Below are 13,368 nucleotides of genomic sequence, written 5' to 3' on the forward strand. Positions count from 1 at the left end.
GTTTCGGGGGCGGCGGTTCGTCGGGCGGCTGGTGATAACAATAATGAGCAGGCACTTTTAAACATGGCGTTACTGACAGAACACGAACAACGCAAAGTCGCCGAGGCGATTGCCCGGGTCGAGCGCGACACCGACGCCGAACTGGTGACTGTGCTTGCCGCCCGCGCCGACGACTATGCGTACATCCCGCTGCTGTGGGCCAGCCTGCTGGCGCTGATGGTGCCGGGGATCGTGCATTACCTGACCGGCTGGCTGACCCTGCACAGTTTGCTGCTGGTGCAATGGATCACCTTTATCGTGCTGTGCCTGGTGTTCCGCCTTCCAAAAGTCACCACGCACCTGGTCCCGCGCTCGGTGCGGCATTGGCGCGCCTCGAACCTGGCGCGCCGGCAATTTCTGGAGCAGAACCTGCACCACACGGTCGGCAGCACCGGGATGCTGATTTTTGTCTGCGAGGCGGAGCGCTATGTGGAGATCCTGGTGGATGAAGGGATTTCCAGACGGCTGGACAACAAGAACTGGGACGCGATAGTTGCGGCGTTTACCCAGCAGGTGAAGCAGGGACAGACGTTGCAAGGGTTCGTGACCTGCATCGAGGCATGTGGCGAGTTGCTCAAAGTGCATGTGCCGGTAACGCAGGAGAGGAATGAGTTGCCGAACCGGTTGGTGGTGTTGGGCTAAGCCGCAACTCATTCCCTGTAGCAGCTGGCGAAGCCTGCGTTCGGCTGCGTAGCAGTCGTGAATTCAGGCGCTGCGGTCTTTCAGGTAAACCAAGCATGCCGGTTTTATGACTGCTGCGCAGCCGGACGCAGGCTGCGCCAGCTGCTACAGATCGCACCGTTCGGTAAATAACTGCGTGTCCCGAACGGCCATCCCCCCTAAAATACCCGCCATTCCCCGATCCGCACCACCCGAGGCCGTTTTTTCCATGTCTGTCACCGTCACTCCCGCCAGCCTCGCGCCGGATCACCACGCCCAGTTCATCGACCTGCTGCAAACCAGCCTCGACGCCAACGCCTTCATTAAGCTGGTGCTGGCCAAGTACGTCGGCACTGAAGTGGATTTGCAGCGCCTGATCATCAAGCAACTGACGGTCAAGGATCAGCCTTGCCTGTCCTTCGTCTACCGCTACAAAACCCGTGACATCACCAAAAACTTGCCGCTTGAAGAGGGCGTCGCGACCATCGCTGCGTTGCTGCCAGTCTCGTTCAAAAATGCGCATTTATTGTCATTGACCGACGAAGCCCAGCTTGAATACAGCAAAAAGGGCAAGTCTTCGCTGTTCAAGAGCAAACCTCAGCAATTGCGTGAAGTGCCGTCCGCCGAGCACAACCGCGAGAAAAATCGCTTCCTCGACCTGAGCCGGCCGTTCCTCGCCGACCTCGGTGTGACCAATAGCAAGCACGAGCTGATCCCGGCGATGTCGCGCAAGTGGAAGCAGATCAACAAGTTCATCGAGGTTTTCAGCCATGCGCTAACCACCTCACCGCTGGTGCTGGACAAGCCGGTACAGGTGGCGGATTTCGGTTCAGGCAAGGGTTACCTGACGTTCGCCATCCACGACTACCTGCGCAACACCTTGAACGCCGAAGGCGTGGTAACGGGCGTCGAGCTGCGCGAAGAAATGGTCAACCTGTGCAACGCCGCCGCCGCGAAGCTTGAGCATCCGGGGCTGGTGTTCAAGTGCGGTGACGTGCGCAGCGTGGCGCCGAGCGAGCTGGATGTGATGATCGCGCTGCATGCCTGCGACATCGCCACCGACTACGCGATCCACACCGGCATCCGTTCCGGCGCCTCAATCATCATGTGTTCGCCGTGCTGCCACAAACAGATCCGCCTGCAAATCCAGAGTCCGGCACTGCTCAAGCCGATGCTGCAATACGGTCTGCATCTGGGTCAGCAAGCAGAAATGGTCACCGACAGTTTGCGCGCGTTGTTCCTCGAAGCCTGCGGTTATGAAACCAAAGTGTTCGAGTTCATCTCGTTGGACCACACCAACAAGAACAAGATGATCCTGGCGGTCAAACGCGCCGAGCCGGTGGACTCGGCCCAGCTGTTGGTGAAGATTCAGGAGCTTAAGGATTTCTACCACATCAGCGAACACTGTCTCGAAACCCTGCTCCGAGCCGACGGCTACCTCTAAACACTGTAGGAGCCCGGCTTGCCGGCGATGGCGATTTCGAGTACGCCATCGCCGGCAAGCCGGGCTCCTACAGTTTAGGCGGTGGCAATGCGTGCGGGTTTAACCGCGGTCTTGCGGCCCAACATGACGGTAACAATCACCCCGGCAGCAAACAGCCAGGTGATCGGCTCGATGTGTTCGCCGAAGAATAGTGCCGAGAAGGCGATGGTGAAGAAGATCTGCAGCAGCTGAATCTGGCTGACCCGAGCAATCCCACCCATGGCCAGCCCGGCGTACCAGGCGAAGAAGCCGATGAATTGCGAAAACAGCGAAACGTAACCAAACGCCCACCAGGTCTTGGCCGAAATCTCGCCCTGATGTTGTAGCGCCAGGTACACCACCGGCCCGATCAACAGCGGCGTCGACAGCACCAGCGCCCAGCAGATCACCTGCCAGCCGCCCATCTCCTTGGCCAGGCGTCCGCCCTCGGCGTAACCCAAACCACCCACCGCAATCGCCCCGAGCATCAGCAAATCACCGGCCTGAATGCTGCCCGCACCGCTGATCAGCGCATAACCGAGCACCAACGCACTGCCCAGCGCGGCGCAGGCCCAGAAGGCTTTTGAGGGGCGTTCGTGGGACAACCACGCGGCGTACAGCGCCACGCACAGTGGTTGCAGACCATTGACCAAGGCGCCATGGGATGCCGGCAAGGTTTGCATGGCCCACGCCGACAACACCGGAAAACCCAGAATGACCCCGGCGATCACCAATGTCAGGCCTTTGACCTGTTTCCAGGTTGGCCATTTCTCCCGACGCCACAGCAACAGTATCGCTGCTGGCACCGCTGCAAACAGAGCCCGGCCGAGGCCATTGAGCAGCGGATGCAGTTCCTGCACGACGATTCGTGTGAAGGGCAGGGTGAGGCTGAAGATCACAACACCGAGCAGGCCGAGGGCCATGCCGGTGTTTTCGCGCGAGGACATGATGGCAACCAGAATTCAGAGTGGGGGAAGAGTTTTCATCTAGCCACAAACTGCGCCGACTGCGCTGTTACAGCTAGGCGCAGAGTTATCCGTACAGTTTGAGGGCCCCTTCGCGAGCAGGCTCGCTCCCACATTGGAATGCGATCAACGGTGGGAGCGAGCCTGCTCGCGATGAACGATAACGCGGTAGTAGCAGGTTATTACCCGACCCCGCGGATAAGGACTACCTTGAATACTCCTGCGAATGTCCCCCAGAGGAGTCCTCCCCATGGCTGCTAAAAAAATCCTGATGCTGGTCGGCGATTACGTCGAAGACTACGAAGTGATGGTGCCGTTCCAGGCACTGCTGATGGTCGGTCATACCGTCCACGCCGTTTGCCCGGACAAAACCGCGGGCCAGACCGTGCGCACGGCGATCCACGATTTTGAAGGCGACCAGACCTACAGCGAAAAGCCCGGCCACTTGTTCGCCCTGAACTTCGACTTCGCAAAAGTCGCTGAAGCCGACTACGACGCGCTGCTGATCCCCGGCGGCCGTGCGCCGGAATACCTGCGCCTGAATGAAAAAGTTTTGGGTTTGGTGCGAGCATTCGACAAGGCCGGCAAGCCGATTGCTGCCGTGTGCCATGGCGCGCAATTGCTGGCGGCGGCCGGCGTTCTCGAAGGACGCGAGTGCAGCGCTTACCCGGCCTGTGCCCCGGAAGTGCGACTGGCCGGCGGTACGTTCATCGACATCCCGGTGACGCAGGGCCATGTTCAAGGCAATCTGGCCACCGCCCCGGCCTGGCCGGCGCACCCGAGCTGGCTCGCCGGTTTTCTCGGGTTGCTGGGTACCAAAATCACGCTGTAACGAGGGACTTGTCCATGTGCGAGCTCTACGTCAAGGCCGATCCGATCCTCTACGAATCGCGCTCCCGCTCGCTGCGCATCTGCGGGGTGGTCACCACCCTGCGGCTGGAGAATCAGTTTTGGGACATCCTCAGCGAAATCGCCGAAGTCGACGGTATGACCACTAATCAGTTGATCGCCAAGCTCTATGAGGAGGTGATGGATTATCGCGGGGAAGTGGTGAATTTTGCGTCGTTTTTGCGGGTGAGTTGTATGCGCTATCTGAGTCAGCGGCGGGTGGTTGCGCCGGAGTTGTCAGTGGTTCGGTCGGTGGTGAAGTAGCGCAGACCATGTTGACCCCTTCGCGGGCAAGCCCGCTCCCACAATGGACTGATACACGCAAATACACTGTAGGAGCGTGGCTTGCCCGCGAAGGGGCCGGAACAGGCGACAGATTTCCCTGGCTGGTCTTTACTCTGAAGCGCGAAGCCTCTCAATTGCCAAGGAGAAAGAGCATGTCCGGATGGTATGAAGTGAGCAAAACCAGCAGCGGCCAGTTTCGGTTTGTCTTGAAGGCGGCCAATACCGAAACCATTCTGTCCAGCGAGCATTACACCACCCGCAGCGCGGCCGACAACGGCATTGCCTCGGTGCAAAAGAACAGTCCGCTGGATGAACGCTACGAGAAAAAGACCACCAAGGATGGCCATCCTTACTTCAACCTCAAAGCCGCCAACCACGAAATCATCGGCAGCAGCGAAGCCTATTCCTCCGATGCCGCACGGGAAAAAGGCATCGCCAGTGTCAAGGCCAACGGGCCGACCACGGTAATCAAGGACAAGACCTTGCCGGTGCTCTAAACACACCGATAACCTATTGTGGGAGCGAGCCGGCTCCGGGCGGCGATCCGACGATGGCGGCAGCCGCTCCGGCACTAAACCTCGACTGGAACAGTCAGCTTCGGACTACCCAGCACATGCGTCTTCGAATCAAAAAACCGCAATTGCGATCCCGTCCCCTCAAACACCTTCGCGTAATGCCGCTTCTGATGCTGAATAAACGCTTTGCTGCGCGGATAAATCGAGATCGCCACCACGGTTGGTTTTGCCTGGCGTAGCGCATGAACGATATGACTGTCCTGCTCGCCCAACGCATGACCAAAAACGCACAACCCGTCGCCATGCCCCAATAACTGGTCATAACAAAACGACAGATAATCCGAGCTGCGAATCGTCTTGAGCTTGTCCTGCGCCGGCCCTTCGTTCACAAACAGCGGCACGTCATCCAGCGTCTTGATCGTATTGTTGATCGCGAAACTGCCGAGCAACGTGCCCTCGGTCGACATCAATTTACGCGCTGTGCCGTCCTGGTTTCGCACCAGATGCAAACCACCGTGCAGGTACAACAAACGGGTTTTCTCGGTCGCCGTGACGCTCAGGTCAAAGCCCGGCTCGGTGCCCTGGAACAGGTCGGTGATCGCGTCTGGCTGATGCTGGATGGACCAGTAATTAAGCAAGTCATAGTTAGTGGTGAACACCGTCCGATAGTTGCCCAGTTCCTGGCTAATAATCGCCAGGGTCGAAGGCACCACCAGCCGCCATGGAATATGCACGGCGTGCACGGTGTTGATCAGCGCTTCCTTGATCGCGTAATAACGATTGCGCGGTGCGGCGGAGCTGACAGCCAACGCCTTGTTGACCCGGCTGGTGGTTTTCAGCGCGCTCAGGACTTGTTCGAAACTGCGCGTCTGCATCGCCTCGAACACGCTCAGCTCGGATTGGCTCAGGGGTTTTTCTTCGACGGTGCGTGCATTCTCGAACAGCGAGTCGTAACCAAAATCGTCCCACACGGCGCGGCTGGCGCCGTTGCCTACCAGCAAGCCGCTGAACGAGGCGGTGGCGCGCAAGGCGTTCCAGTCTTCAAGTTGGGCATCAACATCCTGGAAATCGGTCATTGCGGTGGTCGTCTCGAAGCAAAGGGGCTAATGGGCGGCGACTTTATCACGGCCGGGCGTCGAGTCAGATCAACATGTAGGTTGGCGACCCGGCGCGAGCATCACGCAGAGCATCGCGCCCACCGCCAGCAACGTGCACAACAGCGACAGTGGCCACGCCTGCGGACTGGCAATCAGGCTGGCAATCGCGCCAATCACGGCAGCCATCAGTTGATGAATAAAGCCGCTCAGGGCCATCGCATAAGCGCCGCCGACCGGTGAGCCGTCGTTAGCCAGCGACAGGCTGATCGGGTAGGTCAGCGATTGCCCGAACACCGCCACGCAATAGGGCAACCAGAACAGCAGCGCAATGGCTGTGCCGGTGACGCTGCCCAATAACATCACCGCGCTGCCGGCCAGTACCAGTCCGACGCCGGCCGACATCAATCGGCGCTGACCGGTGCGCAGTACCAAGCCATTGACCCCCAACGCCCCCAAAAAATATGCCGCGCTGATCGGCCAGCCCAGCAGCCCGTATTCCACAGCCGACCAATTGAACGGACCTTGCAGAATCAACGGCGCGGCGGTGTTGAAGGCGACGATCACCCCATAACCGAGGCCGCCGGTGAGGGCCGGCAGCAGGAAGGCACGATCGCGCAGAATGCGCCCGTAACTCGGCCATGCGGACGACTGCACATTGTCCTCGGTCAGCAGCGCAAACGGGACCCGCGCCACAACCGTCGCCATCAACAGGCTCGCGCCCCCTAACAGATAGAAGATCGCTGACCAGCCCAGCGCCACCTGAATAACCGACCCCAAGTACTGGCCGATTCCCAGCGCCACCACAAATGAAATCGAAATCCACGACAACGCCTTAGCCAGCAGATCGCCGCGGAAGCTGTCGCGGATCAGCACCCGGGCCATCACCGAAATTCCGCTGGCACCGATGCCCTGAATCAGTCGAATCATCAGGAACGATTCAAGTGTCTGGCCCAGCGGCAGTGCAAGGTTGCCCAGCCCATAAATGCCCAGCGCCGCGAGCAATACCGGCTTGCGACCGATGCGCTGACCAAGGCTGCCCCAGAACAACATCGGCAGCGCCATCCCGATCAAGTACACCGCCAACCCCCAGGACACCTGCGAGGCGTCGGCTGACAAATACCGAGCCATTTCCGGCAGCGCCGGCAGGTAAATGCTCATGCCCAGTTGAGCGAGAAAAACCGTGCTGCAAGTGACGAGGAGGGTGGTGCTGCTCTTCATGACATCTTCCCTGGTGTTCAGTCGCCGACGACCCCGGCGGGTGTGCATAAAAGCTCAGTGACGAGCTCACAAAAGTGGCGGATCAGCATCGGTTCCATGTCCGCCCGCAAAGTGATTCTCAGAGCAGCCTTGCCTTGTGCGACCACCGGAAAAAACACCGCCGAGGTGAAGAAACCGAGATTGGCCAATGCGATGGCGATGCGGTTGGCCAGCACCGCTTCACCGCAGTGGATCAATCGAATTGGCATGTTGCTGCCGTGCTGTGCGGTTCGGATCAGGCTGTCAAAGAGCCGGATATTAACCTGAAGTTTTTCCTGCAACGCGGCAAAGGCCGGCGTTTGATGCAACTGGATGGAAGCTCTACCTGCACCGATGGCCGCGCTGTTCAGGCTTTGCGACCAATTACTGGGGCCGCCGTAGCGTTGAATCAGCTTTTTCTGCCGTTCATTGCCCAGCATCACCAGCCCGCCGCTGGCGCCAAACGATTTGGCCAATGAGGCAACGATCAGGCCGTCATCTTCCAGGGCCTGAAACCTGGGGCGCACCAGGCCGGCACCGAATGTGCCAACGGCAGACAGCGCGTGGGAGTCGTCGAGGTAGAGAAACAACCCATAACGGTCCTTCAGGTACAAAAGACTGTCCAGGTCGGCGACCCCGCCCATGCTGTACGCACCGTCGGCAACATACGCGACCCTGGTGTTTTGCTGGCACTGGGTTTCCAGAAAATCCATGTCGTTGTGCGGACTGGTCACGACCCTGGTTTCATCGGCGCAGGCGGCTTTGAGGTGATGCATCGAGTAGTGCGCCAATCGGTCAAACACCATCACCGGCGGCCGGTTTTCGGTGAACACGCCGCTGGCCAGCAGCGGCAGGATGCCGGCACTCGCCGCGCTGCACGACAAGGTGCTCAGGCAAGTGGCGCCGAACATCGCTGACAGTTCGGTATCGTACTGCTCGTGGATCGCCAGTTTGCAGCGGTTTTTTGAGTTGGCGACGCGCAGGGTGCCGGTTTCCCACAAGGTGGTCATGGCGCCGTCGAGCAGATCGGGATGGTGATCCAGGCCCAGGTATGAGCTGGTGCAGAAGTGATGAAACGCGCGTCCGTGCTGGTCAACCATGCGGTTGCTGCTTCTGATGTCGACATTCAGTCCCGCGACTTTCCCGGCTTCTGCGGTTTCCCAGTCGTGATCGGATAGCGCGATCAGTTTTCGATAGTTGGTGTAGGTATTTGCCGCGTGCGTTGTCTGGTCCATTTGAAGTGTCTGTCCTTGAGTGGTGAAGCCGTCCGTGTGTGTTGCCAGACTTTACAGAATGCGACATTGACGCTGAATCGGCCGTTTCCGCTTCGGTTGAGTGTTACAAGAGATTTATGTGTAGGGCGATGGCTGTGTGGATGTGGGGCAAAACCCGGTTATCCTGCCCATTCAGCCGCGCAGAAGTCATCGAGCCCTCCATGCTGCAAAAAAGCCTGATCCGCCGTCTCGACCTGATCACCCTCCAGCTGTTCGTTGCTGTCCACGAAGAGGGCACGCTGACCCGTGCCGCCGCGCGTGAAGCCATCGCTGTGTCAGCAGCCAGCAAGCGCTTGATGGAGCTGGAAGAGGCGCTGGGGATCAGTCTGTTCGTGCGCCAGGCCAAAGGCATGACCCTGACGCCGGCCGGCGAAACCTTGCTGCACCATGCCCGGCAGATGCTGTTCAACGTTGAGAAAATGGGCCTTGAACTGGGCGAACACAGCCACGGCATTCGCGGCTATGTACGCATGCTCGCCAACCTGTCGGCGATCATTCAGTTTTTGCCCGAGGACTTGCGGGACTTTTCCGAGCGTCATCCGCAGGTCAAGACCGACCTTGAAGAACGGCCCAGCGGCGGGGTGATTCAGGGGGTGCTGGACGGCGTGGCGGACCTTGGCATTTGCTCCATCGACAGCGACATCAAGGGGCTGCACAGCGTGCTGTACCGGCAGGACAAGCTGGTGGTGTTGATGCTGCCTGATCATCCGTTGGCGAGCCATTCGAACCTGGCGTTTGCGGACACGCTGGACAGCGATTACGTCGGTTTGCATGCTGCCAGTTCGATCAACATGCGCACCCATGCGGCGGCGCGTCAGGCGGGCAAAGTGCTGCGGTTGCGCATTCATGTGCCGGGTTTCGATGCAATGTGCCGGATGGTCCAGGCCAATATGGGCATCGGGATTTTGCCGCAAAAGGCTTATGAGTTGTTTGGCCGGGCGTTGGGGTTGCACGCTGTGCCGTTGACAGATGAGTGGTCGGATCGGGCGTTGATCATTGTGGTGCGGGATGAAGCGGGGTTGTCGCCGGTGAGTCGGATGTTGTTTGAGCAGTTGCGGGGGGCGGGCTGATATTTCTTTGTTGATTGTGCTGGCCTCATCGCGAGCAGGCTCACTCCTACAGGGGATTTGTGGACGCCGCAGATCCAGTGTGGGAGCGAGCCTGCTCGCGATGACTGACCTGAGGTCGCGGCAATCTTCCATTGCGTTCGCATTTCACGAACGCCCGTTGCCAACTGAAGGTTGGATTCCTCACCCCTCGCTCCTCTAGCCTTGGCTCATATTCCAAGAACAAGAGGTACCCCGCGATGACTGCCCCACTGAGCGCCATCAAAGTGATCGAGATCGGCACGCTGATCGCCGCACCCTTTGCCGCGCGCATGCTTGCCGAGTTCGGCGCCGAGGTGATCAAAATCGAAGCCATGGGCCAGGGCGATCCCCTGCGCAAGTGGCGAAAACTGCACGAAGGCACGTCGCTGTGGTGGTACCTGCAATCGCGCAATAAGAAGTCGCTGGCGCTCAACCTCAAATCCCCTGAAGGCATCGAACTGGTCAAGCAACTGGCGACCAGTGCCGACGTGCTGATCGAAAACCTGCGCCCCGGCGCCCTGGAAAAACTCGGCTTGGGCTGGGACGTTTTGCACGCCCTCAATCCCAATCTGACGCTGGTGCGGATTTCCGGTTATGGCCAGACCGGCCCCTACCGTGATCGGCCGGGTTTCGGTGCGATCGGCGAGGCCATGGGCGGGATCCGCTACACCACTGGCACCCCCGGTTCACCGCCAGCGCGGGTGGGCGTCAGCCTCGGCGATTCCCTCGCGTCGCTGCATGCGGTGATCGGCGCCTTGATGTCGTTGCTGCGGGTCAAGACCGGGCAGGGCGGAGGGCAAGTGGTCGATGTGTCGCTGGCCGAAAGCGTGTTCAATGTCATGGAAAGCCTGGTGCCGGAATACGACATGCTCGGCCATGTCCGTGAGCGCAGCGGTGGCGCCTTGCCGGGCATCGCTCCGTCCAATACCTACCTGACGGCCGATGGCGCTTATGTGGTGATTGCCGGCAACAGCGACCCGATCTTCAAGCGCTTGATGGAGGTCATCGGTCGGCGGGATCTGGCTGATGCAGCGGAATTCGCCCATAACGATGGCCGTGCATTGAAAAGTAATGTGCTCGACGCCGCGATCACCCACTGGACCAGCAGCCTGCCAATCGACGCTGTGTTGTCGGCGCTGGAAGCTGCCGAAGTCCCCGCCGGGCGCATCTATTCGGTGGCCGACATCGTCGCCGATCCGCATTATCAGGCGCGAGACATGTTGCTCAGTGCCGACCTGCCGGGCGGCGCCAAAGTGAAGATGCCGGGTATCGTGCCAAAGCTTTCGGAAACCCCCGGAGAGGTGAACTGGTCGGGACCAAGCCTGGGCCAGCACACCGACGGGATTCTCGCTGGGTTGGGCCTGACGGACTCCGACATTGAACGCCTGAAAACTGAAGGGGTGGTGCAATGATCACTGACTTTTCCCAAACCCTGATCGTTCAGGAAGTCTCACCGCGCGACGGTTTGCAGATTGAGCCGACGTGGGTCGAAACCGCCGACAAGATTGCCCTGATCGATCAGCTGTCGCTGGCCGGTTTCAGCCGCATCGAAGCCGGCTCGTTCGTGTCGCCCAAAGCCATTCCAGCGTTACGCGATGGCGAGTCGGTGTTCAAGGGCATCACCCGGCAACCGGGGGTGATCTACGTCGCGTTGATCCCCAATCTCAAGGGCGCGCAACGGGCATTGGCGACGCAAGCCGATGAGCTGAACCTGGTGATGTCCGCCAGCCAGACTCACAACCTGGCAAACATGCGCATGCGTTGCGAAGACTCGTTGGCCGCGTTCGGCGAGATTGTGCGCTACGTAAAGGGCACGCAGGTGCGACTCAACGGCAGCATCGCCACCACGTTTGGCTGCCCGTTCGAAGGCAAGATTGATGAGGATCGCGTGCTGCAAATCGTCGATGCCTATCAGGAACTCGGGATTCAAGGCATTACCCTGGCCGACACCACCGGCATGGCCAATCCACGACAGGTTGACCGCCTGGTCCGTCGAGTCCTGCAACGGGTTTCGCCCGTGGATTTGACCCTGCATTTCCACAACACCCGCGGCCTTGGCTTGTGCAACGTGCTGGCGGCCTACGAGGCCGGAGCCCGAAGGTTCGACGCGGCGCTTGGCGGGCTCGGTGGTTGCCCGTTCGCACCGGGTGCTTCGGGCAATATTTGTACCGAAGACTTGGTCAACCTGTGCGATGAAATCGGCATCCACACCGGCATCGATCTGCCGCTGCTGCTGCGCTTGTCCCGAGGATTGCCCGCGCTGCTGGGCCATGAAGTGCCCGGTCAACTGGCCAAGGCCGGACGCAATTGTGACCTGCATCCAAGCCCTTCCTGACCACACCGAACCCCTGTAGGAGCCGAGCTTGCTCGCGATGACAGAGTCACATCCAACATTGATGTCGACTGAACCACCGCTATCGCGAGCAAGCTCGGCTCCTACACATCTCAACCAGACAACAAAAACAATCGGACACCCACGGGAAGTCCGCCTGGAGAATCATCATGAGCCTCAATGTACTGGAGGCGGGTGCGAGCCCGTCCGTTAGCCACGACGAAGAAAAAGCCCTGGTCAGCAAGGTCGCCTGGCGCCTGATGCCGCTGATCATGGTCTGCTACCTGTTCGCGTTTTTCGATCGCATCAACATCAGCTTCGCCAAGTTCCAGCTGCAAACCGACCTGAGCCTGAGCGACACCGCTTACGGCCTCGGCGCCGGGCTGTTTGTGGTCGGTTACGTGATATTCGAAGTGCCAAGCAACATGATGTTGTACAAGGTCGGCGCGCGACGCTGGATCGCCCGGATCATGATGTCCTGGGGCCTCGCCACTGCTGCCATGGTCTTCGTCAACAGCGAATGGCAGTTCTACGCGCTGCGCTTTGTGATTGGCGCGATGGAGGCCGGTTTTGCGCCGGGAGTCCTGTATTACCTGACGCTGTGGTTCCCGCAGCACTATCGCGGACGTATCACGTCGATGCTGTTTCTGTCCTCGGCGTTTGCCGGTCTGGTCGGCGCACCGTTCTCCGGATTGGTGCTGCAACACCTCGATGGCTTCCTCGACATGCGCGGCTGGCACTGGCTGTTCCTGCTCGGTGGCGTGCCGTGCATTGGCCTCGGCTTGCTGGTGCTGACGTTGCTCAAGGACCGCATCGAAGACGCCCATTGGCTGACGCCGTCAGAGAAGACGCTGCTGGCCAGCCGCATCGCGCACCATGAACCGCACAAGAGTGGCGGCTCGCTGCTCGCCGCGCTACGTATTCCGGGTTTCCTGACGCTGGGGCTGATCTACTTCCTGATTCAAGTGGCGTCCTACGGTTTGAATTTCTGGGCCCCGCAACTGATCCGCAGTGCGGGCACTGAAAGCCCGGTGATGATCGGTTTGCTGACTGCCATCCCTTACATCTGCGGCGCGATCAGCATGGTGGTGATCGGGCGGTTGTCAGACTCGACCGGTGAGCGGCGCAAGTTTGTCGCAGGCCTGGTGGCGGTGGGCGCGGTGGGGTTCTTCTGCGCCGGGATCTTCGCCAACCACACGACCTTCCTGATTGTTGCGCTGGGCTTGCTCGGCGCCGGGATCATCGCGTCGATCCCAAGCTTCTGGACCCTGCCGCCAAAACTGCTGGCCGGTGCCGGCGCAGGGGCGGCGGGCGGGATTGCGGTGATCAACACCCTCGGTCAGTTCGGCGGCATCGTCAGCCCGGTAATGGTCGGACGGATAAAGGACCTGACCGGCAGCACCACTCCCGCGCTTTACGTAATCGGCGTCGCCGCGCTGATCGCCGTTGCGTTGTTGATGTGGGGGTTGCCGCAGAAGCTGCGTACGCTCGACAAGTTCTAAAATCTGCGGTGCTGCATGGGCCGCC

General features: G+C 59.9%; 13 protein-coding genes. 9 read left to right on the forward strand and 4 right to left on the reverse strand.

The genetic code is table 11. From position 1 onward, the window contains the following. Window positions 1-63 precede the first annotated feature (63 nt). Complete coding sequence (locus tag KGB06_RS00885; RefSeq protein ID WP_223511439.1) at window positions 64-681, forward strand: TPM domain-containing protein; 618 nt, start codon at window positions 64-66, stop codon at window positions 679-681. Window positions 682-928: 247 nt separating this feature from the next. Next, window positions 929-2,143 carry a class I SAM-dependent methyltransferase gene (locus KGB06_RS00890; RefSeq protein WP_223511276.1) on the forward strand — a complete coding sequence of 405 codons (1,215 nt, stop codon included), beginning with the start codon at window positions 929-931 and terminating at the stop codon, window positions 2,141-2,143. Between the two features lie 74 nt (window positions 2,144-2,217). Here the strand turns inward: KGB06_RS00890 and KGB06_RS00895 are convergent, their stop codons facing one another. After that, window positions 2,218-3,108: a DMT family transporter gene (locus tag KGB06_RS00895; RefSeq protein ID WP_223511277.1), complete on the reverse strand. Its 891-nt coding sequence runs from the start codon at window positions 3,106-3,108 to the stop codon at window positions 2,218-2,220. A gap of 268 nt (window positions 3,109-3,376) precedes the next feature. On the opposite strand from KGB06_RS00895, the gene KGB06_RS00900 reads away from it, so the two are divergent. The 3 genes from KGB06_RS00900 to KGB06_RS00910 all read left to right on the forward strand — a co-directional run bounded on the left by KGB06_RS00900 (window position 3,377) and on the right by KGB06_RS00910 (window position 4,796). Further along, window positions 3,377-3,958 (forward strand): DJ-1/PfpI family protein, encoded by a 582-nt coding sequence (locus KGB06_RS00900; protein WP_223511278.1) that lies wholly within the window; start codon window positions 3,377-3,379, stop codon window positions 3,956-3,958. Between the two features lie 14 nt (window positions 3,959-3,972). Then, complete coding sequence (locus tag KGB06_RS00905) at window positions 3,973-4,278, forward strand: ribbon-helix-helix domain-containing protein (protein WP_223511279.1); 306 nt, start codon at window positions 3,973-3,975, stop codon at window positions 4,276-4,278. A gap of 173 nt (window positions 4,279-4,451) precedes the next feature. Next, entirely contained in the window at window positions 4,452-4,796 is a 345-nt protein-coding gene (locus KGB06_RS00910) for a YegP family protein (RefSeq protein WP_223511280.1), read from the forward strand. Between the two features lie 74 nt (window positions 4,797-4,870). Here KGB06_RS00910 and KGB06_RS00915 read toward each other — a convergent pair whose 3' ends face one another. The 3 genes from KGB06_RS00915 to KGB06_RS00925 all read right to left on the reverse strand — a co-directional run bounded on the left by KGB06_RS00915 (window position 4,871) and on the right by KGB06_RS00925 (window position 8,382). After that, window positions 4,871-5,890, reverse strand: a complete 1,020-nt coding sequence (locus tag KGB06_RS00915; RefSeq protein ID WP_223511281.1) for a DUF4917 family protein — start codon at window positions 5,888-5,890, stop codon at window positions 4,871-4,873. A 69-nt stretch (window positions 5,891-5,959) separates the two neighbouring features. Beyond that, window positions 5,960-7,129: a multidrug effflux MFS transporter gene (locus KGB06_RS00920; protein WP_223511282.1), complete on the reverse strand. Its 1,170-nt coding sequence runs from the start codon at window positions 7,127-7,129 to the stop codon at window positions 5,960-5,962. 17 nt (window positions 7,130-7,146) lie between these two features. Next, entirely contained in the window at window positions 7,147-8,382 is a 1,236-nt protein-coding gene (locus KGB06_RS00925) for an aminotransferase class I/II-fold pyridoxal phosphate-dependent enzyme (RefSeq protein WP_223511283.1), read from the reverse strand. A gap of 200 nt (window positions 8,383-8,582) precedes the next feature. Here KGB06_RS00925 and KGB06_RS00930 point away from each other — a divergent pair, with 200 nt between their 5' ends. From KGB06_RS00930 to KGB06_RS00945, 4 genes are all read left to right on the forward strand, one after another. Continuing rightward, window positions 8,583-9,491, forward strand: coding sequence for a LysR family transcriptional regulator (locus KGB06_RS00930; protein WP_223511284.1), 909 nt, complete (start codon window positions 8,583-8,585; stop codon window positions 9,489-9,491). A gap of 236 nt (window positions 9,492-9,727) precedes the next feature. Then, the gene (locus KGB06_RS00935) at window positions 9,728-10,921 is read left to right on the forward strand and encodes a CaiB/BaiF CoA transferase family protein (RefSeq protein ID WP_223511285.1); all 1,194 of its coding nucleotides are present in this window, start codon (window positions 9,728-9,730) and stop codon (window positions 10,919-10,921) included. Next, on the forward strand, window positions 10,918-11,844 hold the full coding sequence (locus KGB06_RS00940) for a hydroxymethylglutaryl-CoA lyase (RefSeq protein ID WP_223511287.1): 927 nt from the start codon (window positions 10,918-10,920) through the stop codon (window positions 11,842-11,844). The genes KGB06_RS00935 and KGB06_RS00940 overlap by 4 nt, the downstream gene beginning before the upstream one ends. A 167-nt stretch (window positions 11,845-12,011) precedes the next feature. Further along, entirely contained in the window at window positions 12,012-13,343 is a 1,332-nt protein-coding gene (locus tag KGB06_RS00945; RefSeq protein ID WP_059406759.1) for an MFS transporter, read from the forward strand. The last annotated feature ends 25 nt before the right edge of the window (window positions 13,344-13,368 follow it).

It is taken from the genome of Pseudomonas sp. GL-B-19 (genome assembly GCF_019956415.1).
Taxonomy (GTDB): domain Bacteria; phylum Pseudomonadota; class Gammaproteobacteria; order Pseudomonadales; family Pseudomonadaceae; genus Aquipseudomonas.